27 protein-coding genes and 1 pseudogene are annotated in these 23,233 nt (G+C 31.9%); 19 read left to right on the top strand and 9 right to left on the bottom strand.

The genetic code is table 11. From position 1 onward, the window contains the following. The 4 genes from VGE71_RS17495 to VGE71_RS17480 form a co-directional block, all read right to left on the bottom strand. Positions 1-149: FAD-dependent oxidoreductase (locus tag VGE71_RS17495; RefSeq protein ID WP_331139463.1), on the bottom strand; the 149-nt coding region annotated here is incomplete at its 3' end. 80 nt (positions 150-229) lie between these two features. After that, positions 230-1,564 carry a DEAD/DEAH box helicase gene (locus VGE71_RS17490; protein WP_331139462.1) on the bottom strand — a complete coding sequence of 445 codons (1,335 nt, stop codon included), beginning with the start codon at positions 1,562-1,564 and terminating at the stop codon, positions 230-232. 156 nt (positions 1,565-1,720) lie between these two features. Next, on the bottom strand, positions 1,721-3,259 hold the full coding sequence (locus VGE71_RS17485; RefSeq protein ID WP_144212728.1) for a DEAD/DEAH box helicase: 1,539 nt from the start codon (positions 3,257-3,259) through the stop codon (positions 1,721-1,723). 109 nt (positions 3,260-3,368) lie between these two features. Further along, positions 3,369-3,902, bottom strand: a complete 534-nt coding sequence (locus tag VGE71_RS17480; protein WP_331139461.1) for a DUF6155 family protein — start codon at positions 3,900-3,902, stop codon at positions 3,369-3,371. Positions 3,903-4,042: 140 nt separating this feature from the next. Here VGE71_RS17480 and VGE71_RS17475 point away from each other — a divergent pair, with 140 nt between their 5' ends. Together VGE71_RS17475 and VGE71_RS17470 are read left to right on the top strand one after the other, a co-directional pair. After that, complete coding sequence (locus VGE71_RS17475; protein ID WP_144212724.1) at positions 4,043-4,336, top strand: DUF3817 domain-containing protein; 294 nt, start codon at positions 4,043-4,045, stop codon at positions 4,334-4,336. Beyond that, positions 4,329-5,576 (top strand): mechanosensitive ion channel family protein, encoded by a 1,248-nt coding sequence (locus tag VGE71_RS17470; protein WP_331139460.1) that lies wholly within the window; start codon positions 4,329-4,331, stop codon positions 5,574-5,576. Before VGE71_RS17475 ends, VGE71_RS17470 begins: the two co-directional genes overlap by 8 nt. A 141-nt stretch (positions 5,577-5,717) precedes the next feature. Here the strand turns inward: VGE71_RS17470 and VGE71_RS17465 are convergent, their stop codons facing one another. Beyond that, on the bottom strand, positions 5,718-6,137 hold the full coding sequence (locus VGE71_RS17465) for a hypothetical protein (protein ID WP_331139459.1): 420 nt from the start codon (positions 6,135-6,137) through the stop codon (positions 5,718-5,720). Between the two features lie 80 nt (positions 6,138-6,217). Between VGE71_RS17465 and VGE71_RS17460 the strand changes: the two genes are divergently transcribed. Further along, positions 6,218-6,619 carry a glyoxalase gene (locus tag VGE71_RS17460; RefSeq protein WP_331139458.1) on the top strand — a complete coding sequence of 134 codons (402 nt, stop codon included), beginning with the start codon at positions 6,218-6,220 and terminating at the stop codon, positions 6,617-6,619. 116 nt (positions 6,620-6,735) lie between these two features. On the opposite strand, the gene VGE71_RS17455 is transcribed toward VGE71_RS17460, so the two are convergent. Beyond that, entirely contained in the window at positions 6,736-8,712 is a 1,977-nt protein-coding gene (locus tag VGE71_RS17455) for a dehydrogenase E1 component subunit alpha/beta (RefSeq protein ID WP_331139457.1), read from the bottom strand. Between the two features lie 187 nt (positions 8,713-8,899). Between VGE71_RS17455 and VGE71_RS17450 the strand changes: the two genes are divergently transcribed. The 9 genes from VGE71_RS17450 to VGE71_RS17410 all read left to right on the top strand — a co-directional run bounded on the left by VGE71_RS17450 (position 8,900) and on the right by VGE71_RS17410 (position 16,457). Further along, the gene (locus VGE71_RS17450) at positions 8,900-9,850 is read left to right on the top strand and encodes an isopenicillin N synthase family dioxygenase (protein ID WP_331139456.1); all 951 of its coding nucleotides are present in this window, start codon (positions 8,900-8,902) and stop codon (positions 9,848-9,850) included. A gap of 110 nt (positions 9,851-9,960) precedes the next feature. Continuing rightward, complete coding sequence (locus VGE71_RS17445; RefSeq protein WP_144212712.1) at positions 9,961-10,293, top strand: translation initiation factor; 333 nt, start codon at positions 9,961-9,963, stop codon at positions 10,291-10,293. Between the two features lie 71 nt (positions 10,294-10,364). Further along, positions 10,365-11,234, top strand: coding sequence for a nucleoside phosphorylase (locus tag VGE71_RS17440; protein ID WP_331139455.1), 870 nt, complete (start codon positions 10,365-10,367; stop codon positions 11,232-11,234). Between the two features lie 40 nt (positions 11,235-11,274). Continuing rightward, complete coding sequence (locus VGE71_RS17435) at positions 11,275-11,667, top strand: VOC family protein (RefSeq protein WP_331139454.1); 393 nt, start codon at positions 11,275-11,277, stop codon at positions 11,665-11,667. Beyond that, entirely contained in the window at positions 11,667-12,140 is a 474-nt protein-coding gene (locus tag VGE71_RS17430) for a DUF4265 domain-containing protein (RefSeq protein WP_331139453.1), read from the top strand. Before VGE71_RS17435 ends, VGE71_RS17430 begins: the two co-directional genes overlap by 1 nt. A 207-nt stretch (positions 12,141-12,347) precedes the next feature. Next, positions 12,348-13,199, top strand: a complete 852-nt coding sequence (locus VGE71_RS17425; RefSeq protein WP_331139452.1) for a substrate-binding domain-containing protein — start codon at positions 12,348-12,350, stop codon at positions 13,197-13,199. Between the two features lie 19 nt (positions 13,200-13,218). After that, positions 13,219-14,151, top strand: coding sequence for a transglutaminase (locus tag VGE71_RS17420; RefSeq protein WP_144212702.1), 933 nt, complete (start codon positions 13,219-13,221; stop codon positions 14,149-14,151). A 142-nt stretch (positions 14,152-14,293) separates the two neighbouring features. Continuing rightward, a complete protein-coding gene (locus VGE71_RS17415; RefSeq protein ID WP_331139451.1) occupies positions 14,294-14,662 on the top strand; it encodes a hypothetical protein in 369 nt (122 codons plus the stop codon). Between the two features lie 208 nt (positions 14,663-14,870). Continuing rightward, on the top strand, positions 14,871-16,457 hold the full coding sequence (locus VGE71_RS17410; protein WP_331139450.1) for an ABC-F family ATP-binding cassette domain-containing protein: 1,587 nt from the start codon (positions 14,871-14,873) through the stop codon (positions 16,455-16,457). A gap of 24 nt (positions 16,458-16,481) precedes the next feature. On the opposite strand, the gene VGE71_RS17405 is transcribed toward VGE71_RS17410, so the two are convergent. Further along, positions 16,482-17,456 (bottom strand): alpha/beta hydrolase, encoded by a 975-nt coding sequence (locus VGE71_RS17405; RefSeq protein ID WP_331139449.1) that lies wholly within the window; start codon positions 17,454-17,456, stop codon positions 16,482-16,484. 298 nt (positions 17,457-17,754) lie between these two features. Between VGE71_RS17405 and VGE71_RS17400 the strand changes: the two genes are divergently transcribed. The 5 genes from VGE71_RS17400 (at position 17,755) to VGE71_RS17380 (ending at position 20,693) form a co-directional block, all read left to right on the top strand. After that, positions 17,755-18,804, top strand: a complete 1,050-nt coding sequence (locus VGE71_RS17400) for a linear amide C-N hydrolase (RefSeq protein ID WP_331139448.1) — start codon at positions 17,755-17,757, stop codon at positions 18,802-18,804. A 151-nt stretch (positions 18,805-18,955) separates the two neighbouring features. Further along, the gene (locus VGE71_RS17395) at positions 18,956-19,273 is read left to right on the top strand and encodes a metalloregulator ArsR/SmtB family transcription factor (RefSeq protein WP_331139447.1); all 318 of its coding nucleotides are present in this window, start codon (positions 18,956-18,958) and stop codon (positions 19,271-19,273) included. A gap of 3 nt (positions 19,274-19,276) precedes the next feature. Further along, the gene (locus VGE71_RS17390) at positions 19,277-19,744 is read left to right on the top strand and encodes an SRPBCC domain-containing protein (protein WP_331139446.1); all 468 of its coding nucleotides are present in this window, start codon (positions 19,277-19,279) and stop codon (positions 19,742-19,744) included. A 1-nt stretch (position 19,745) separates the two neighbouring features. Further along, a complete protein-coding gene (locus tag VGE71_RS17385; RefSeq protein WP_331139445.1) occupies positions 19,746-20,123 on the top strand; it encodes a DoxX family protein in 378 nt (125 codons plus the stop codon). 12 nt (positions 20,124-20,135) lie between these two features. Then, positions 20,136-20,693 carry a DUF4256 domain-containing protein gene (locus VGE71_RS17380; protein WP_331139444.1) on the top strand — a complete coding sequence of 186 codons (558 nt, stop codon included), beginning with the start codon at positions 20,136-20,138 and terminating at the stop codon, positions 20,691-20,693. Between the two features lie 336 nt (positions 20,694-21,029). Here the strand turns inward: VGE71_RS17380 and VGE71_RS17375 are convergent. Next, positions 21,030-21,380, bottom strand: a pseudogene (locus tag VGE71_RS17375) (DUF2200 domain-containing protein). A 57-nt stretch (positions 21,381-21,437) separates the two neighbouring features. On the opposite strand from VGE71_RS17375, the gene VGE71_RS17370 reads away from it, so the two are divergent. Both VGE71_RS17370 and VGE71_RS17365 read left to right on the top strand, forming a co-directional pair. Continuing rightward, on the top strand, positions 21,438-21,797 hold the full coding sequence (locus tag VGE71_RS17370; RefSeq protein ID WP_331139443.1) for a hypothetical protein: 360 nt from the start codon (positions 21,438-21,440) through the stop codon (positions 21,795-21,797). Between the two features lie 45 nt (positions 21,798-21,842). Further along, complete coding sequence (locus VGE71_RS17365) at positions 21,843-22,247, top strand: VOC family protein (protein ID WP_331139442.1); 405 nt, start codon at positions 21,843-21,845, stop codon at positions 22,245-22,247. 76 nt (positions 22,248-22,323) lie between these two features. Here VGE71_RS17365 and map read toward each other — a convergent pair whose 3' ends face one another. After that, on the bottom strand, positions 22,324-23,088 hold the full coding sequence (gene map, locus VGE71_RS17360; RefSeq protein WP_331139441.1) for a type I methionyl aminopeptidase: 765 nt from the start codon (positions 23,086-23,088) through the stop codon (positions 22,324-22,326). Positions 23,089-23,233: the final 145 nt, after the last annotated feature.

The raw sequence follows: 23,233 nt of genomic DNA, 5'->3' as shown, positions 1-23,233 counted from the left end.
AAAAAAGCCGTAGCAACTTGATATATAAGTGGTGGGAAAAAGTTATAATTATTTTTGTCTACAAGTGTTACTTGTATTTGAGGCTGATTTACAAGCTCTTTTGCTAGATTTAGTCCCGCAAATCCGCCTCCAATAATGACTATTTTCATATATGTTGTAATTAATAGGATTATAGAATAATTCCTTATAAAAGTACAACTTTAATAAACAATGACAAAAGTCATATTATTTACTTTTTGATTTTTTTAACTGTTTTATCAACTATATCGATTTTGTTCTGCAAGATATAACTCGCCATCAATTTCTCGATTAGTTCGTCTTTAGTCAAATGATGAAAAACAGTTTTTACTTTTGTTTTTAAATCGCCTGAAAGTTCATGATTTGGTTTTGTCTTAAAGATTTGTTTCGCCCATAAAAGCATATTATTTTCTTCTAAACTTGCAGCCGAAGGTTTTTTAAACTCCGAAAATTTGATTCCTAATTCTCTTTCAAAATCGGCAATTTCAAAAACTTCTTCTTGCTGTAAAACAGTTAGAGAAAGCCCTTTTGCTCCTGCCCTTGCTGTTCTTCCACTTCTGTGAACATAATTTTCGTAAGTATCAGGAAGATGATAGTTGATAACATATGAAATTTCTTTAACGTCAATTCCTCTCGCTGCCAAATCGGTGGCAACTAAAATATTGATATGACCTTCACGGAATTGCTCCATAATTCTATCACGAATTCCTTGAGTTAAACTACCATGAAGTGCTCCAGAAGAAAATTTATTGATTGCTAGATTTTTAGCTAATTTATTAACTGCAGCTTTAGTTTTACAGAAAATAATTCCTCTTTCGCCATCTCTAGAATTTAGGAAATGCATTAAAACTTCTAGTTTTTCAATCGGATCGACTACAATATATTCATGATCAATTCCTTCGTTTCCAACGGTTTCCATACTGGCACTGATCTGAACTACATTTTTATGCAAATAATTCTGAATCAGTTGTTTTATAGTTCCAGGAAGAGTCGCTGAAAATAATAAAGTACGGTGTTTTTTAGGTAATTCAGCAATAATCTCATCCAAACTTTCTTTTAGAATAGAAACCATTTCATCCGCTTCATCTAAAACTAAATATTCCGCTTTTTTAATGTTAATTGCTTTTCGCTGAATCAAATCGATTAAACGACCTGGAGTTGCTACAACAATTTGAGCACCTTCTTTCAATCTTTCTATTTGTGGTTTTATTGGAGTTCCTCCGCAAATTGATGCAATTGAAATAGTTGAAATATACTTTGAAAAATCTTCTAAATTTCTAAAAATCTGTTGGCCCAATTCTCTCGTTGGAACTAAAATTACAGCTTGAACTTCAGTTGATTCTGCATTAACTAATTGTAATAATGGCAATCCGAAAGCAGCCGTTTTTCCGGTTCCTGTTTTGGCTAAACCTACAATATCATGAGTTTCGCTCAAGAATAACGGAATTGTTTTTTGCTGAATTTCTGTTGGTTCAACAATATTTAGTTCGCTTAAAGCTTTTAAAATTGGAGCTGAAATTCCTAATGTTGAGAATGGTTTAGACATGAGTATTTTAGATTTTAGAATTTAGATTTCTGATTTTAGATTTTTACAGATTACTCTAGATTTTAATTAATTTTTTAAAATGACGTTAAAATAAAAATCTTTGTCAAAGCTTAAAACTTTGACAAAGATCATCTATTTTTTTATAAACTCGAATTATCAATCTGGTTCGTTCATGATTTTCTCACGATATTTTTTACCGATTAATAAAGTTAATCTTTGTTTGTAATCATCTACCAGCCATTCACGGTAGTTTTTACTACATTGGCTTAAACATTTAGAATAACGTTTAATACGATCTTCAATATCATCATCCAGTTCTTTTGCCAGCATTTTAGCTTCCTGAAGTGTTTCGGTATTATCGACACACATTCCAGCATGTTGATCCAGAGATTTATCTAAAACTACTTTCGAACGTAAATTTTGTTTGATGATTAATTTATGTTCTTCATCAACATCGAAAGATACATCAGCCGTTTTACTGAATTTTGCTCGTAATTCTGGTGGCATACTGTATTTGAAAAACATCTCAATTTCGTGGTCATCACGAAGGTTTTCCAAATAAAACTCTGGTGATTTAAAGATATGTTGCCAGTTTACAGGGTCACTCCATAAACCAAAACGTGCTGCATTATTTCCTAAATCGATAACTGTAAATTCATCTTTTCCAGGAAGTTTACGAGAGCCACGACCAATCATTTGGAAATATAATGTCAAAGATTTTGTTGCTCTGTTTAGAATAATAGTTTCTACTGTTGGTTCATCAAAACCAGTTGTTAAAATTCCGACAGAAGTCAAAATAGCATCTGGTGTCTTTTTAAACCATTGTAGGATATCTTTACGTTCTTCAGAACTACTTGTATTATCAAGGTGTCTAATGTCATAACCTGCTTCTCTAAAGGTTTCATATACATACAATGAAGTATGAATACCGTTGTTGAAAATCAACGTTTTCTTACCCAAAGAACGCTCAGTATAAGCATGAAGAAGCTTTTCCTGCATCAAAGTATTAGTATACAAATCATCTGATGATTTTACAGTATAATCACCATTGATTCCCACTTTTAACGAAGTCAAACCAACATCATAGCTGTAAGTTGTAGCTTTTGCCAAAAATCCTTTATCAATCAATGAACCAATAGTATCACCAACAATAAGTTCATTATAACTTTGATGCATTGGTAGCTTGATATTAGAACTCAAAGGCGTTGCTGTTACTCCAAGAATAAAAGCATTTTTAAATGAGTTTAATAACTTTCTAAAAGAGTTGTAATGCGCCTCATCAATAATAACCAAACCGATATTATCTAAATGAAGTTTTTCATCATTAATACGGTTTTTCAAAGTTTCAACCATTGCCACAAAACAAGAAAAATCGTTTTGATCAGGTAATTCTTTTACTTTACTATTGATAATCTTGTTTGTCACACCAAATCCTGTCAGCATTTTTGAAGTTTGCTTACATAATTCTATACGGTGCGTTAAAACAACCACTTTTTTATCGTTGTTTGATAAATAGCGGCGAACGATCTCAGAAAATATCACTGTTTTTCCTCCTCCCGTTGGAAGCTGATACAATAAGTGATGTTTCGGAGGAGCATTGTCTAAACGGTCAAAAATAGCGTCAATATCGCCTTTTTGATATGCATAAAGTTCTTTTTTCTCTTCTCTTTGTATTTCTAAAGTGTTTTGAGACATTGTTTATTTTTGGATTTTTGCAAAAATACGTCGAAAAAACAGTTATTCATCTTATTTTAAACTAAAATTAATGTTTTTTTTAAATAAAGATTTTTTATGGGAAGCGCTTTTAGGAGTCAATTTTATCCAAAATAGTCTCAAAATCGTACTTATTTTTCCATTTTTGTTCTATAGTTTCTTCAAAAATGCCATTAATTCGTAATTTAAAATCGTTAAAAATTCCGTTTGAAATGATAAAATTAACAGCTTGTTCAAAAGAATTAAACATACTTTTGTAAAATAATTCCTGCTTGATGAAGTTTTGAGAAGAAAACGTTTGCGCAATTTCAATATTATAAAGCATAATATCGGCTACAACGTAAGAGTCAACTCCAAGCATTATAAAATGTTTGATTAATTTTTGAGCCACCGATCTTCGCATTTTGGCCTTTGGACGCCATTTTGCACCTGGCTTTTTGATTGGAAAATATTCGTGAGAGATTTTAACCTTTGCCTCCTGCAATAATTTGTCTTCTTTAGGATTAAAAACAAAGTCGTAATATACTTTTACAGGTGCAAATTTTTCATACAATTCTATTAATTGTTCTTCTAATTGCTCTTTGGTTAACTCGCCTAAATATTTTTTTAAATCTTTTTTACTCATACAGTAAAGATAATTTTCAAAATTTTAAATTCCAAATTCCAATTTTAAAGATCTTGAACGGAGTTAATTTTGAATTTTTAAATTCTGAAATCAATCCAGAATCCTTAATTTTGCTGGCATAAAACTTAAAAAATATATACATGCTCAAGATTTTCAAAATTACTGCCATTTTAGAAGGAATCTCTTATTTAGTATTATTTGCTAATATGTTGATTATCAAGAATAATAATCCTGAACTTTATCATACATTATTGCGTCCGTTAGGAATGACTCACGGAGTGTTGTTTATTGGATACATTATTTTAGCTTTTTTATTGAAAAAATCAATGAATTGGGATTTAAAAACTTTCGGAATCATTCTAGTAGCTTCACTTATTCCGTTTGGAACTTTTTATGTTGAAAAAAAATATTTAGAAACTAAAGCAAATGCTTAAGCTTTTGGAGAAAATATTTAATTTTTTATATCCCGTATTTAGAGATTGGGGAATGAGTCGCAATGTTGCTTCTTATACAAGCCTGATCTTTAATATTGCTATTTTAATAGCGCTGGCTTACATTATATATTATGTAGCCAAATTTATTTTAGTCACTTTGACTGCCATTTTTGCACAGCGTACCAAAACAAAGTTTGATGATTATTTAATTCAAAATAAAACCACCAGATATACAGCTTATTTAATTCCGTTTTTCTTTATTTATAAAGCGGTTCCCATAATTTTGGATAAGTTTGAGTATTGGGAATTAATGTTCGGAAAAATAGTTGGTATTTACATTGTATTACTAGGATTATGGATTGTCAGAACAATTTTTAACTCATTACGTGATTATTTAAAACAAAAGCCTGAATACAGCGACAAGCCAATTGATAGTTTTGTTCAGGTCATCATGATTATTCTCTGGATTTTTGGAGTTGCAATGATTATTTCAACGCTGTTCGGAATCAAAAGAGGTGAATTATTAACCATTTTAGGAACACTTTCAGCGATTATTATCTTGATTTTCAGAGATACGATTCTTGGATTTGTGTCGAGTGTTCAAGTTGCCATAAACGATATGGTTCGTATAGGTGACTGGATTACAATGGATAAATTCGGAGCCGATGGAGATGTAATCGAAATCAATTTGACGACAGTAAAAGTTCGAAATTTCGACAATACGATAACCACAATTCCGACTTATGCTCTAAGTTCAGATTCATTTCAGAATTGGCGCGGAATGCAAAAATCTGATGGAAGACGTATTAAAAGACATGTTTTAATAAAAAGCAGTACTATTCGTTTTTTGAATGATGAAGATTTGCATCAATTACGAAAAATTCAACTAATAACCTCATATATAGATAGCCGTCAAGCGGAAATTGACCGATACAACGATTTGAGAGGTATTGACAAAACGTTTTCGTTAAATGGCCGAAATATGACCAATTTAGGATTGTTTCGAAAGTACATCATGCAATATTTAAATGATCATCCAGGATTAAACAAAAATATGCATATTATATGTAGACAATTACAGTCGACTGCGCATGGAGTTCCGTTGGAAATTTATGTTTTTTCTAGTGATAAACGTTGGGCCAACTACGAATATATCATGGCTGATATTTTTGACCATGTCATGGCTTCAGTAAGATATTTTGATCTCGAAATTTTTGAACTGCCATCAACTATTGGGTAATTTTTAACCGCAATTCACGCAAAGATTTACGCAAAGTTCGCAAAGTTTTTCATACAAAGCTTTGCGAACTTTGCGCTTTTTAAGATTTACATAGTCAAAAAAACTTTGCGTGCTTTGCGGTTAAAAGATGTACAAGTAGCCCTACTCCTTTTCTATTTTTTCAAAAATAAACTCAGAATTTGAATAATCAATTGGTACTTCAGGAACAAAGCAAGGAAGATTAAAATAAGTTCCAATTACTCCTTTTCCTAAATAAAGCTTTTCGTTTTTCTGTAAAATCGCAATTGGTACTCTTTTCCAATTTCCTCCAAAAGAAATGTAATGATAATCGCCACGAAGAGTATCTCCTCTAAGATCACCTCTAACGTCTCCGGAATCTTTTCCTGTTCCGTAATGTGAAATTTCGTATCGCCCGTAAAATCTTTTATCATTGATATGAATGTCTAAAACAGCAGTATCTTTATTGTTTACAGAACGATAAAGTTTATGATTGTATTTTTCTTTGTCTTCTTTAGAATTGCAAGAAGCTAGTAATAAGCAGATAAACAGAAATATTCGCATAATTTATTTTTATATAAACAAAAATAGGTTTTACTGTGGGATTATTTAGTTAACTTTAAATAAAACTAAAAACAAATACCATGGAAGATAGAGACACTTTTTTAAAAGAATTCAGAGGCGAAACTTTAGGAACCGTAAGTGCTCAATCTTCTCCAGATGAGTTATTTCAAAACCAGACCATCAGACCGATTTTAAAACTTCAAAACGATTTATTTATTGCTGTTTTTATCAATTATATCAATAAAAACAAAAGAGATTTTTACTCTTATTCCGTTGAAAAGAAATTGCAGGCAATTGAAAATTCCATTCAAAAAGATATTAAATTCAGAAATTCATTAAAAGGAATCATAATGGGGCTTTTTACAATTGATGAATATGATACTTACATACAAAATTCATCTAATTTAAATAAACGAATGATGAATTTACTGATCGAAAGATTGAAAAGTCAAGTACAGCTTTTTGAAGTTGAGGCTAAATAAGAGGTTCTGAGTTGCTAAGATTCTAAGGTTCTGAGGTATTTCTTAGAATACGATACAAAAATAGGATGAGTTTTACTCATCCTATTCTATTTATAAAGTTTAAAAGACTTAGATTCTTAGTAATTTAGAAGCTCAAGCAAAGTTTCCTCAAATCTATTTCTTGGTAAAAACTGATCTTCCAAAGCTTTAGTAAACGGAATCGGCGAATCTAAACTCGCTACACGTTTTACAGGAGCATCAAGATATTCGAAGCAATTTTCCATAATTAAGGCCGAAATATCACTTGCAATTCCACCGAATAAAGTGTCTTCTTGGTAGATAATCGCTTTTCCAGTTTTCTTAACTGAGGCAAAAATAGTTTCAGTATCTAAAGGCTGCAATGTTCTTAAATCGATTAAATCAGCATCAATTTCTGGATTACGGGTTAATGTTTCTAAAGCCCAATGAATAGGAGCTCCAAATGAGATAATCGTTACCGATTTCCCTTCTTTTACCAAAGCGGCTTTACCTAAAGGAATAGTATAATATTCCTTAGGAACTTCTTGATATATACTTCTATATAATAATTTGTGTTCGAAAAACAATACAGGATTTGGATCGTTAATTGAAGTGTTTAAAAGACCTTTTGCATCATAAGGAAATGCTGGATAAACGACTTTTAAACCAGGGGTTTTGGTAAACCAAGCTTCATTAGTTTGCGAGTGGAAAGGGCCAGCCTGAGTTCCTCCGCCACAAGGCATACGAACTACAACATCGGCTTTTTCGCCCCAGCGATAATGAGATTTAGCCAAAAGATTCACAATCGGATTAAATCCTGTAGAAACGAAATCTGCAAATTGCATTTCAACAATGGCTTTATATCCGTTTATAGATAATCCCATTCCGGTTGAAACAATAGCGCTCTCACAGATTGGTGTATTACGAACACGATCCTTTCCAAAGAATTCTACAAAACCGTCCGTGATTTTAAAAGCGCCCCCATATTCTGCAATATCTTGTCCCATTAAAACCAAATTTCGATGACGTTGCATAGATTCGTTTAAACCATTTCGAATAGCGTCAATAAAACGAATATTTTCAGTTTCAGATTCTGTAGTAAACTCTTCATATTGATATAGTTTGTAAACATCATCTAATTCTCCACTATAAGTTGGTTCGGTTTCTGGTTCGGCATTTGCCATTGCCCAGTTTTCATCAATTTCTTGTTTGATTTCAGAACGAAATTGATCGTCTAATTCTTCCGTAAGAATTCCGTTTTCTAGTAAATATCTTTTGTAATTAGCGACAGGATCTCTCAATTCCCATTGATCCATTAAATCCTGCGGAACGTATTTTGTACCACTTGCTTCTTCATGCCCGCGCATTCTAAAAGTTTTAAATTCAAGTAAAATCGGTCTTGGATTTTCTTTCATTTCTTCTTTTAACTGCGAAAGTTTATTATAAACTTCTACAATATTATTTCCGTCAATAATCCAGCTTTCAATTCCGTAACCAATTCCTTTGTCTGCAAGATTTTCGCAAGCATATTGTTCGTTAGTTGGAGTTGAAAGTCCGTAACCATTATTTTCTATAATAAATAATACAGGAAGCTTCCAGACCGCTGCAATATTTAATGCTTCGTGAAAATCTCCTTCACTTGTAGCGCCTTCACCAGTAAAAACAGCTGTGATTTTTTTATTGTCTTGAAGTTTATTTGCAAGAGCGATTCCGTCAGCGATTCCTAATTGTGGACCTAAATGCGAAATCATTCCGATAATATTATATTCCTGCGTTCCAAAGTGAAAACTTCTGTCACGACCTTTTGTAAAACCGTTCGCTTTTCCCTGCCATTGTGAAAATAAACGGTGAAGCGGAATTTCTCTTGTTGTAAAAACACCCAAATTTCGGTGCATTGGAAGTATATATTCAGACTGATCTAAAACAGCAGTAACTCCAACCGCAATAGCTTCTTGTCCTATTCCAGAAAACCATTTGGAAACTTTGCCCTGTCGAATCAAGATAAGCATCTTTTCTTCGATTAATCTTGGCTTTAGTAGTTTTTTATATAAGTCTAATAATTGAGCGTCGGTTAGGTTCTGTCGGTAAAAAATCATGTAATTTTTAGTTTTTTGAGTGTTTCAAATATAACAATTTGCGTCAATTTTATTGGATTCTAAAATATTTTTTAGTCAGAAATGAGCTTTTAATAGTCTGCCTTGAGATTATTTCCTAAAATATTCTCTACCTTTGTTAGCGAAAGGTGCTTATGACACCTTTTTTCTTAAATATAAAATGTAAAGTATGCAAAACATTCCTAGTGTAGACTTACGTGATTTCCTTTCGGACAACCCGGAACGTAAACAAAAATTTGTAAATGAAATCGGCAGTGCATTTGAAAACATTGGCTTCGTAGCCTTAAAAGGTCATTTTCTTGATGATCAATTGGTGGACGAACTTTATGGTGAAATTAGAAACTTTTTCGCCTTGCCATTAGAAACTAAGCATAAATATGAAATTCCTGGAATTGGCGGCCAAAGAGGTTATGTTTCTTTTGGAAAAGAACATGCTAAAGGACGCAAAGAAGGGGATTTAAAAGAATTCTGGCATTTTGGTCAATATGTTGACAAAGATTCTAGATGGGCATCAGAATATCCAGATAATGTTGAAGTGACTGAATTACCTCGTTTTAATGTAGTTGGTAAAGAAGCCTATCAGAAACTGGAAAAAACTGGAGTTTATGTATTAAGAGCTTTGGCTTTACATTTAGGTCTTGATGAGTTTTATTTTGATGAATATGCAAAAGAAGGAAACTCTATTTTGAGACCAATTCACTATCCTCCTATTACTTCTGAGCCAGAAAACGCAATTCGCGCGGCAGCTCACGGTGATATTAACTTGATCACATTATTGATGGGAGCTCAAGGTAGAGGATTACAAGTTCAAAATCATAATGGAGATTGGATTGATGCCATTGCAGAAGACGATGAATTGGTAATCAACGTTGGCGATATGTTGTCTAGACATACAAACAACAAATTAAAATCTACTATTCACCAAGTGGTAAATCCGCCAAGAGAATTGTGGGGAACTTCACGCTATTCAATTCCATTTTTCATGCACCCAGTAAGCGATATGCGTTTGGATTGTCTTGAAAATTGTATTGATGAAGAAAACCCAAAGAAATACGAGGATATTACTGCTGGGGAGTTCTTGCATGAGCGTTTAGTAGAGTTAGGTTTAATTAAAAAATAAACTTTAATAAATTCCAATATTAAAATTCCAAATTCCAAGTTTTTCTTGGGGTTTGGAATTTAATTTTTAGATATCTTTATACTTGGAATTTATTTTTAGAATAAAAAAATATGGACTTTAAAGATCAATTAAAAAATTTATTTCCAGATCACGTTGAATCGAATGAACCAGAGGAAGTTGAAGAACAAGAACACGTTCTTTACGTTCAAAAAGAGCCAATGATCTGTAAATTTGAAAAAAGAAAAGGGAAAGCAACTACAATCATTGAAGGTTATGAAGGTTCTGACGAAGATTTTAAAATCTTAGCCAAAGAAATCAAAACAAAACTGAGCGTTGGTGGTACTTTTAAAGATGATTCAATCATAATTCAAGGCGATTACCGTGACAAAATTATGGCTATCCTAAAAGAAAAAGGATTTAAAACCAAACGTGTAGGTGGTTAGGAAATTAAAATTCCAAGAAAAAAACTTTGACCCTTTGTCACTTTGTTCCTTTGAACCTTAAAAAGAAAAAAATGATACAATCATCAGAATTAATATTAAATCCAGACGGAAGTGTTTATCATCTAAACCTTCGTCCTGAACATATTGCGCACGACATTATATTTGTTGGTGATCAAAACCGAGTAGAAAAAATCACTCAGTTTTTCGATTCGATCGAATATTCAACTCAAAAAAGAGAATTTAAAACTCAAACCGGAATTTACAAAGGCAAGAGAATTTCTGTAATTTCAACGGGAATTGGGCCAGACAACATTGATATTGTTTTAAACGAATTAGACGCTTTAGTAAATATCGATTTAAAAACAAGAGAACCAAAAGAAACTTTAACATCATTAAATATTATTAGAATTGGAACTTCAGGTTCACTGCAAGAAGATATTCCAGTTGACAGTTTTGTAATGTCGAAATTTGGTTTAGGATTAGACAATATGCTTCGCTCCTATTTGATTGATGATGTTTCGATTACCGAAATCGAAGACGCATTTGTAAAACATACGAATTGGGATCCTAAAAAAGGAAAACCTTATGTAACGCAATGTTCTGAAAAGTTAGAAAAATTAATCGAATCTAATCGAATCTTTAAAGGAATTACAGCAACTGCGGGAGGATTTTACGGTCCACAAGGAAGAGTTTTACGTTTAAACATTCAGGATGAAGAACTAAATAATAAAATGGATAATTTTAGTTTTAATGAAACTAAAATTACTAATTTAGAGATGGAAACCGCTGCAATATATGGACTTTCTGCTCTTTTGGGGCACAATGCATTATCGCTTAATGCAATTATTGCCAATCGTGCATCTGGAACTTTTAGTGAAGATCCATATAAAGCCGTTGATGAATTAATTGCTTACACGTTAAATAAACTTGCTGGTAATTAATAAGCGATTTGAAAATTAGATAATTATAAATGGTATTATTATGTTTTTAAGAGTTGCAAGACATACAAATAATCTAAAAAAGATTGAAGATTTCTACGTTGACATTCTTGGTTTTGAATTGTTGGGCGGTTTTGAAAAACATAATAATTACGATGGAATTTTTATTGGAAAATCAGGTTTAGACTGGCATTTTGAATTTACACAGTCTAATGAAAAAGCCAGTCATTCTTTTGATGAAGATGATATAATTGTGCTTTATCCAAAAACGATTTCAAATTATAACGATTTAATTCATAAGCTCGAATACAGTAATATTTCAACGATAGAACCTGTCAATCCATATTGGAAAGAGAATGGAAAAATGATTCAGGATCCAGACGGCTATCGAATAGTAATATCATCCTTAAAAGCCATAATAAACGAAATAGAATAATGTCTGAAACTCATAAAAAAATACTATTTAAATATTACAGTGATTATCTCGATGAAGTAGTTTCTGAAACCATGTGGGCAGAAATTATAGATCTGGAAAAAGGTCTTTTTAAATTGGATAATATTCCTTTTTTTGGGCCTTTAATTGCAACAGACGATATTTTTTACGCTGAATATGATGAAACAGAGGAAAAATTCATGCATAAAAAAACAATTCAGAATTCAGGAAATTCGATTGTTCAAATAGCGGTATTAGAAAAAGGTTTTGATAAAGAAATCATCCGCGAAAAATTGAAGGCAATTAATTGTTTATCTGAAGAATTAAATGAAACCTTTTTTGCTGTAGAAATTGCGAAAGATGTTGATTATTCTTTGGTAAGAAGCCTATTAAACGATTATGAAACACAGGAGATTATCGAATATGCAGAACCTTGTCTTTCTGAAAAACATCGAGCAGATTTATTAAAAAATTAAATTAAACACATAGAAACATAGTTTTTTGTTGTTTCTTTTTAAGAACATTGAAAAAGTAAGCTTTAACACATAGCTATGTGTACTGCAATCCTTTTTAAGGATAAATAACTATATTTCTATGTGTTTAAAAATTCAACCAATCAGACTCATAATTACGCATACGCATACGCATACCAAACAAGCAACTTAACTTAAACTTAAAATAAAATGAAAACTGTCAAAATTGCGGGTGTTCCGGAACACTTCAATTTGCCATGGCATCTATGCATAGAAAATGGCGAATTTGAAGAAGAGGGCATCGACTTAAAATGGACAAATGTTCCCGAAGGTACCGGGAAAATGTGTCAAATGCTTCGAGATGGAGAAACAGATTTAGCGGTAATTTTAACAGAAGGAATTCTGAAAGATATTTCGGCAGGCAATCCGAGTAAGATCGTTCAGATTTATGTTCAATCGCCTTTAATCTGGGGAATTCACGTAGATGCAAAATCAGATTTCCAGACTTTAAAAGATCTTAAAAACAAAAAAGTAGCCATCTCAAGAGTAGGTTCTGGATCGCAGCTAATGGCTTATGTCAATGCAAGTGAACAAGGCTGGCAAGCTGATGACCTGGAATTTGAAATTGTTAATACGATTGATGGCGCTGTCGATGCTTTGACCAACCAAAAAGCAGACTATTTTATGTGGGAGCGTTTTATGACAAAACCTCTTGTAGATCAAGGAATATTCAGACGTATAGACGACTGCCCTACTCCTTGGCCTTCTTTTATTATTGCGGTTCGTGATGAGTTCTTAAAAAAGAACCCAAAAGTAGTAGAGAAAATCTTAGAAATAATCAATAAAACAACTGTTGATTTTAAAGAGATTCCTGAAATTGATAAAAAGTTATCAAAGCTTTTTAATCAAAAAGCTTCAGATATTAAAGAGTGGCTGAAATTAACACAGTGGTCACAGAAAAATTTAACAGAAAAGTCTTTTAATAAAATTCAAAATCAATTATTTGATCTGGGAATTATTGATAAAAAAAGTATTTTTGTAGAAACCGTAAAAGCACTGTAATACTGCTTTTTTGATTCGTATGATGAAATTCCCTAAAATCGACTTTCCGAGATTAAAATCTAAGTTACAGGTGAAATCACCTTGGGACAGGATTATTATTTCGATTTTAAGTTTTTTGATTACCATTCCGATTTTCATCATACTGCATCAAAATTTAATCGATTTAGAATGGGCATTCAATCTGGATCGTGTATTCATCTTTATTTTTGTTTTTGCAGCTATATTTTTTCTTCTAATGTATCTCAGAACGATTATTATTTTGTGTATTGCGGCTTACTTATTGGTGTTGTTTTACGGAAGCGTTATTGGCAATTATGGTTTCAGTGAGATCTCAGAAGATTATAATTCGATGATTTATACCATGTCTGATAATCCATATCCTCAGGATATTATTGTGGCTAAATTGCTTCCATTTCCCAATAAATCAAAAATTATAAATGCAATAGAATATCAGAATCCAAGAGTGCGCAACTTTGCTATTATGGCTACAAGTAAACATTTTAAAGGAATTAGAGGATATTCGGATTATAGAACTATCATTCAGTGTTTTGCTGTTTTTAAAGAAATAAACGGTAGATGGAATTATGTTAACGACCCAAAAGATGGTGATTATATTGCAACCGCCAGCGAATCTTTAGATTATTTTTCTGGCGATTGCGATGATCATTCTATTTTGATGGCGGCGGCTATTCGATCAATTGGTGGAACTCCGAGACTTATTCATACCAAAGGGCATATTTATCCAGAGATTTTAATTGGTTCGATGATAGACTTAGAAAAAGTCAATTATTTGATTAAAAACGTTCTTTTTGTAAAGGAAAGTTACGGTAAAAAATTGCACTATCATATTGATGAACGCGGCCAAGTATGGATGAATTTGGACTATACAGCAAAGTATCCTGGAGGTCCTTTTATGTATGAAGAAATTTTAGGAGCACTTACTCTTAATTAAGATTTCAGTTTTTCCCTTTGTAATTAAATAAAAAAAGCATCTTTTTATGTTGTAAAAAAATATTTATAAATATTTGATTACGAATTATTTAATGTTGTTTTTTTTTGTAACTTTTTCCTGTTTAACTTTTAATCACAAAATCATGAAAAACTCTAAATTATTTACCCTCGTAATTGCAATTGCTGTAGTATTAATGGTTTCATGTCATAGTAAAAGAAATAAGCTAGTGAATTCATGGAAAGTTACTGCTGTTGAAGCTAAAACACCGATGTCAGATTCTACAAAAAATGCAATTTTAACCAACGGAACACTTACTTTTACGGAAGATGGTCACGTTACGGGATATTTGTTGCGTGAAATAACAGAAGGTACTTATGCCTTGACAAAAAAGGGAACAAGCTTGGTAATTAAAGATGAAGTTGGAACACCTTACCCTTGTGTAAGTACTATTACAGATGATAAGTTAATTTTAGATGCCAAAGAGGCTAAAATTACTCTTGATAAGATTTAAGATATAAGCTGAGAGCTTAAGTTCATATAAAAAAACCATTCTTTTCAACGTGTTAAGAATGGTTTTTTGATTTTTAGAGTTAAAAATAATATCTTTGCCTACTTCAAATACCTAACGCTATATGTGAAAAATAATTTCTTTCGGAAAATTTAGTGAGTAACCGCAAGCTTGTGGCAACTCGATTATTTATCTATAAAAGAAAGGAATTATGCTTATTCTTCAAAATATTTCTCATCAGCATGAGAATAAAAACTTGCTGTTTCAAAACATTAGTTTTACTGTAAACAAACACGATAAAGTTGCTTTGGTCGGAAATAATGGCGTTGGAAAATCTACGCTGTTAAAAATCATTGCAGGACAATTACAGTCTTATTCAGGACAGATTATACAAAATGCAACTCCTTATTTTGTACCTCAATTATTTGGTCAGTTTGATGAATTGACAATTTCTGAAGCCTTGTATATAAAGGATAAAATAAAATCACTTAAAGAAATACTTGAAGGTAATGTGACAGAAGAAAATCTGCAGCTTTTAAATGACGATTGGACAATTGAAGATCGTTGCAATGAAGCATTGTCTTATTGGAAACTTCAGGATTTGGATTTAGAACAAAAAATGGAAACCCTAAGTGGCGGACAAAAAACAAAAGTTTTCCTCTCGGGAATTATGATTCATCAGCCCGACTTAGTTTTATTAGACGAACCGAGCAATCATTTGGATTTTGAAGCGAGAACTTTATTGTATGATTTCATAAAAACAACATCAAGTTCCCTATTAATTGTAAGTCATGACAGAACGCTTTTAAATCTTCTCGATAAAACTTATGAAATGACTAAAAATGGAATTTCTATTTATGGTGGAAATTATGATTTTTATAGTGAACAGAAAAAAATAGAAAATAATGCTTTAGAGCAAGATGTTCAGAGTAAAGAGAAAGCGCTTAAAAAGGCTAAAGAAAAAGAACGCGAAACAATCGAACGTCAGAATAAATTAGATTCAAGAGGTAAAAAGAAACAGGAAAAATCAGGTGTTGCAAGAATTATGATGAATACGCTTCGCAATAAAGCTGAAAATAGTAGTTCTAAAATAAAAGATGTTCATGCAGAAAAAATCAGTGGTATATCTGATGATTTAAGACAACTTCGTTCGTCGCTTCCTGTAATAGATCAAATGAAATTTGGGTTTAATAATACTTCATTTATCAAAGGAAAAGCAATTTTTAAGGCAGAAGAAATTAATTATAGTTATGGAGAACAACAAATCTGGAAAAAAAATCTCAGTTTTGAAATTATTTCTGGTAATCGGCTTCATATTAAAGGTTTAAATGGCTCAGGAAAAACAACTTTAATCAAAATTATTCTGGGAGAAATACAACCCAAAAGCGGAAAAAGTATTTCGTCAATCAAGAAAACAATTTACATTGATCAAGATTATTCTCTTTTGCAAAGCAATATGAATATTTACGAGCAAGCACAAACCTTTAACGATTGTGGTTTAGAAGAACACGATGTTAAAATGAGATTGAATCGTTTTTTGTTCTCTCAAAAGGATTGGGATAAATCTTGTAACGCACTAAGTGGCGGCGAAAGAATGCGATTAATGCTGTGTTGTTTGACCATTAGCAATGAAGCTCCTGAGATGATTATCTTAGACGAACCTACCAATAATTTAGATATTCAGAATATAGAAATCCTTACTGCTGCTATTAATGAATATCAGGGAACTTTGATTGTAATTTCGCATGATCAATCTTTTCTGGAGCAAATACGAATTGAAAAAAATATTGAACTTTAAATTTTAAAAGACTTAGCGCCAGAATTATTTTGGCGCTAATCTTTTGATTTCATTAAAAATAAGCTCTGATTCTTGAAGTGTTACATAATGACCGCTTTTGTTGGCAAAAACCTGTCTGCTGTTCGTTGATAGATTAAGAAGATCTTTTTGAAGACACAGATGAATTTCTAAATATTCTTTTTCTAAACTTTTATCTCTTGCGCCTTCTACTCCATTCGGGTATTTGGCTGTAATAATTGTTAAAGGAATAGAGCCAAAATCGTCAATTTGCGAAGCTTCCTTCATTAATTTTTTATCATTTTCCAATTCAGTCATCATTCCGTCAAAAATGCGGTAGAAGTAGGTTTTGACGTTTTTATTGAACCAATGTTCTTGCGGAACAGCTGTTGTAAATGGAGTGCTAGCGTATAAAATCCTAATAGCGCCAATTTCATTTAAAAAACTTAAAAGCAATCTTGGCGGAGGCTGAACAGAATTTTTTAATGGTGAAGATGATTTTTCTAATTGTTTTGGGTGAGAAACATCTACAAATACAATTCCTGCCAAATCTTTAGCATTTTCTTTAATAAACAATCTTGATGTGATTCCTCCAAAAGAATGTCCAACCAAGATATAAGGTTTTGGACAATCTGTTTTTTCCAGAAGCTGTTTTAAATCGTCTGCATATCTTCTTAAAGAAACATTTTCACAAGCATCACTCCACATAATTCCGGCTTTATCATAAGCTATTGTGGTATAGTTTTTTGAAAGTTTCTTTTGTAATTCCTGCCAATGCAGATAATCACCCCCTAAACCCGATTCAAAAACAACAGTACAGTTTCCGTTTCCAACTTTTTTATAATGAATTTTTCTTCCGTCAACTTCAACAAACTCTGAGTTTACAGGTCTTTTACTGTCAAAATAGAAGCGAGAAATATGTTCAAAGACATAACCAATTGCTATTAAAGTTACAAAGATAAACAGAAGGATTTTTAATGTTTTCAGAACCTTTTTGATCATTTATAGAAATAGTATCAGTGTATAAATAATTTTTTTGAAGTTTTCAAAAGTAACTGAATTTATTTCAACTACAAAATTATTTAGAATTATTATAAATAATAATTCTAAACTTAGTAGTACTTTCTGTTAAACAGTTTTATTTACTGGTTGCTATTGATTTTATAATCTAAATATTACATTAAAATCCGTAAATTGCAGATAATGTTTTTCCTAAAAGTATATTTTGCTTTCAAATAATATATTTTGAATCCCCAAGTAATCATCATACAAATCAATGTTTAATTAAAATGCAAAGATTATGAAATCACGAAAAAGAGTTTTATCGCTTTTACTAGCTTTTGTACTAATTTCTGAAACGGCACTTCCTTGTACCAGAATTGTTTACGAAGGTTTAAATGGAACAATAATTACAGCCAGATCAATGGATTGGAAAGGTGAAATTCCTGCCAATTTATGGATTTTTCCACGTGGTATTGATCGTTTTGGTGAAGCAGGAACTAGTTCTGTTAAATGGAAATCAAGATATGGAAGCGTTATTACAAGTTCTTGGGATATTGCTTCTTCAGATGGAATGAACGAAAAAGGTCTTGTGGGCAATCTTTTATGGCTGGTGGAGTCACAATATCCAAAATTTGAAAAGAACGGAAAAGTAAAAGGTCTAGCGGTTTCTCTATGGTTACAATATGTTTTAGATAATTTTTCTACCGTTTCTGAAGCCGTAACCGCATTAGAGAAAAATGATTTTGTGATTGTTTCTTCGCATATTCCAGGCACGAATATATTTGCAACTGTACATTTATCCATTTCAGATGCTTCTGGCGATAACGCTATTTTTGAATATATCAATGGAAAATTAGTAATTCACCATGATCGAAAATACGTTGCTATGACCAACTCTCCTATTTTTGATGAGCAATTGGCAATAAACACTTATTGGAAAAGCATTCCGGGAACAATAATGCTTCCTGGAACCAACAGAGCTGCCGATCGTTTTGTAAGAGCTTCGTATTACATTGATGCTATTCCGAAAACAGATAATACTAGAACAGCGCTGGCAAGTGTTTTTGGCGTTATTAGAAATTGCTCTGTTCCGTTGGGAATTTCTTCAGAAACAGAACCAAACATCTCCTCTACCCGTTGGAGAACAGTTGCCGATCAAAAAAATCTGGTTTATTATTTTGATAATGTGCTAAATCCGAACGTTATTTGGGTAGAATTCAGTAAAATTGATTTTAGTGAAAAAGGAAAAATTAAAAAGTTAAGTTTGGCTAATAATGAAAATTACGCTGGTGAATCGTTACTAAATTTTAAAGAAGCTAAACCTTTTCAGTTTGCTGGATTAGATTAATATCTTTAAATAAAATTCTATATAAAACCTTTAAATTTATTAGTTTAAAGGTTTTTCTTTTTGTTCAAAAAATAGTATTTCACAAAAAAATGATATAAAAATATTGCGCAGTCAAATGACTTCGTTATATTTGCAGTCAAATAACTGCGTAATGGAAATTAGAAGAGATGTTTTTCAAGCAATAGCCGATCCAACAAGAAGAGCTATTTTGAGTTTAGTAGCTATACAAGCAATGACACCTGGTGCAATTGCGGAGAATTTTAATTCGTCAAGACAGACGATTTCCAAACATATTCAGATTTTAAGTGAATGCGAATTATTACATCAGACACAAAGTGGACGAGAAATTTATTATCATTTAAATCCTCAAAAAATGAAAGAAATAGACAACTTTATCGAACCTTTTAGAAAAATGTGGGACGAACGCTTTAATAAGTTAGAAGCAATTATGAAAAACTATAAAGAATAAACCATGGATAAGAAGACGAAAATTCACGCTGAAGAAAACAAACAGGATCTTGTAATTACAAGAGAATTTGATTTGCCTGTAGAGTTACTGTTTAAAGCTTATACAGAACCCGAAATTGTAGCCCAATGGATGGGAACAAAAGTGATTCAGCTTGAAAATAGAAAAAATGGAGCATGGCAATTTGAAACCAGTGATCCTAACGGAAATGTTGTTTTTAAAGCCAATGGCGTTATTCATGATTTTGTTGCGAATGAAAAAATAGTACGCACCTTTGAAATGGAAAATGTCAATTTTGCGCCTCAGCTTGAGTTTTTGGAGTTTGAGAAACTAACTAACGAAACTAGTAAACTGACCATGCAGATAATTTATAAATCTATTGAGCATAGATTGACACAATTGAAACTGCCATTTGCAATGGGCTTAAATATGGCACATGATCGATTAGAAGAAATTGTAACTAAACTAAAATAAGATGAGTAAAAAGAATAAAATTATTTATTGGATTGCCACACTTTGGCTGGCTTTAGGAATGATATCAACCGGAATTGTACAATTAATGCAAATCAAAGAAGAAACAGAGATGATGAAACATTTAGGTTATCCGCTTTATTTTTTAACAATTTTGGGAGTTTGGAAACTGTTAGGTGTAATGGCTATTCTTATTCCTAAATTTGCTTTATTGAAAGAATGGGCTTATGCAGGTTTTTTCTTTGCTATGTCTGGTGCAGTAATTTCTCATTTAGCTGTAGGAGATGAATTAATAGCACTTTTTGGACCACTATTGCTAATTGTTTTAACTGTTATTTCTTGGTATTACAGACCAGAAACCAGAAAATGTATTGTTAATTAAAAAATCAGGACTATGAAAAAACAACTGACTGCAAACGAACAAGAAGAAATTTTAAGTATACTTGAAAAACGTTTTGAAAAAAACAGCAATCGTCATAAAAATCTGGATTGGTCAAAAATTGAAGCAAAATTAAAAGCGAATCCTGAAAAAATATGGTCGCTAGAAGAAATGGAAAGAACCGAAGGTGAGCCTGATGTTATAGGTTATGATAAAACTACAGATGAATATCTTTTTGTAGATTGCGCTCCTGAAAGTCCCAAAGGAAGAAGAAGTATTTGTTACGATCACGAGGCTCTTGAAAAACGAAAAGAACACAAACCTGCCGACAGCGCTGTAAATATGGCGCAACAAATGGGAATTGAAATCTTAAACGAAGAACAATACAAAGAGTTGCAAAAGCTTGGGAAATTTGACACCAAAACATCTAGCTGGATTTTAACGCCACCAGAGATCAGAAAGCTAGGCGGAGCGGTATTTTCCGATTTTAGATACAACACTGTTTTTGTTTATCATAACGGAGCAGATTCTTATTATGCGGCGAGAGGATTTCGCGGTTTACTAAGAGTTTAAAAGTAAAAACCTGCAAATTAGGCAATCGTCTGGATACATCTTTTAATAGTCCGCAGATAAGATGAATTGAACAGATGTAAACAGATCAAATTTAGTATTGTAAAATATTAAATATTCCGTTAGGAATATCTGGTTGGTAGCAAAAAAATGTCGTTTTGTATTATGTCCTGTAAGGACATCTGATTAACAGAAATAATAAACCGTCGATTAATCAAACGTTCCTACGGAACGTATTATCGCAATTAAAAATTTATTCTACCGACCAAACATTCCTACGGAATTAATCCTTTTTTAAATAAAATATTTGTGTCCAGAAGTCCGATTAGGAGGTTTTTATTATTCCCTAAGGATCTTCTCCATCTTTTTTCCTTTGGCTAATTCGTCAACCAATTTGTCTAGATATCTTAGTTTTTGGATCAATGGATCTTCTATTTCTTCTACACGATAACCACATATAACCCCAGTGATTTTAGAAGCATTGGGATTGAGCTGTGGAGCTTCAGCAAAGAACATTTCAAAGTCTGCTTTCTTTTCAATTTGTACTTTAAGCTGTTCTTCGGTATATCCTGTTAACCATTTGATTACCGTATCCAGTTCTTCTTGGGTTCTTCCCTTTTTTTAGACTTTTTGAATGTACAATGGATATACACTGGAAAATAATAATTTATATATTCGTTCGGTTTTCATTATGAAGTCTTAAATTTAAATTTTAGTTCAAAATATAAAAATAAATAAAAATCAAATATGATAAGAGAGTGCTATAATTTATTAAAAAATATAGAAAGCCGCCCTGCAATGTTTATTGGTGAAGTAACTCTAAATCATCTTAAAATTTTTATTTCAGGTTATTATCTAGGTATCTGTGAAAATAAAATAATAAAGGAATCAGTAAACCAACCTTTTAATGAATGGATTGCTAAGAAATTAAATTATTATGAATCAACAGCTGGATGGGCGAATATGATTTTGGCATATAGCTTAGGAATTAATCCAAGAAATATAGTTTGGGAAGAAGTTTTTAATTTACATATAACAAAAGAACAACATTTGAACTCGGTACATTTATTTTATAAATTATTAGAAGAGTATAAAATCGTGATGTAGAAAGAAATAATTTAACTTAGCTATTGAATTATAAAAAACAAGAATATGGAAGAGTATAAATCATCGGATAATACACCAAAAGTAACAGGAATTGGCGGTATTTTCTTTTTTCTTGACAATCCAAAAGAAACTAAGGATTGGTACGCCAAAAACTTAGGATTAGAAATTAGTGATTGGGGATCTGCTAGTTTTGAATCTAGAAATTTGGAAAACCCAGAACAGATAGAATCAACACAATGGTGTCCTTTTAAGAAAGGAGATGAATATTTTTCGCCCTCTAAAAAAGAGTTTATGATTAACTATCGCGTTCAGAATATTGAAGGTCTGGTAGAAAAATTAAAAGCAAACGGAGTTACGATTCTTGATGATATCGAAACGTACGATTATGGAAAATTTGTACATATAATGGACACTGAAGGTAATAAAATTGAACTTTGGGAACCTGCATAAATAATTATTAATAATAAATTATTGATTATAAAAAACTCCACTAGCAATAATGGAGTTTTTTGGTTTATTGAAGTTTTTAATTCCAGATTTCATTCATTTCTGTTAAAATGATTGGTTTGCCTTCTGTAACGACAATTGTATGTTCATGTTGTGCCATGAAACCGCCTTTATTTCCAACCATTGTCCAGCCATCTTGCAATGTTTCGGCATAAGTTGAAGTAGTAGAAATGAAAGTCTCTATAGCCACTACCGAATTCTTTTTAAATCTTGTAACATTAAAACGATCTCTGTAATTGGCAATTTCATGCGGTGCTTCATGAAGACTTCTTCCGACACCATGTCCAGTAAGGTTTTTAATGACTTTATAACCTTTTTTCTTTGCTTCCGTTTCTATTAAAAAGCCAATATCAGAAATACGAACGCCGCCTTTTATGTTATGAATTGCTTTGTGAAGAATTTGTTTGGAAGCTTCTACCAGTTTTTGGTGTTCGTTTACATCCGATCCAATTACAAATGAACCTCCATTATCTGACCAAAAACCGTTTAATTCTGCCGAAACATCAATATTGATTAAATCTCCTTCTTGAAGAATTCTTTTTTCAGATGGAATTCCGTGGCAAAATTCGTTACCAACACTAATGCAAGTCCATCCAGGAAAACCGTAAGTCAAATAAGGTGCAGATTTAGCTCCAAGATCATTTAAGATTTGTCCGCCATAATCATCTAGTTCTTTGGTTGACATACCTGCTTTGGCATATTTTCGCATTTCTCTTAAGGTAAACGCTACTGCTTCACTCGCTTTTTTCATTCCAGCTAATTCTGCTTCTGTTGTAATTGACATGGTATTTTCTTTTATAATGCCGACTAAAATACTACTTTCCTTTAAAATTGAACGTTATTTAAATGCTAAAACCCTCAAAAATTAAAAATCATGAGGGTTTCGAGTTTTTTATTTTAATTTTTACCAAGGACTTTCTTCGCTTTCG

Source organism: Flavobacterium sp., assembly GCF_036405015.1.
Lineage (GTDB): Bacteria > Bacteroidota > Bacteroidia > Flavobacteriales > Flavobacteriaceae > Flavobacterium.
This window is presented reverse-complemented; position numbering and strand designations above follow the sequence as displayed.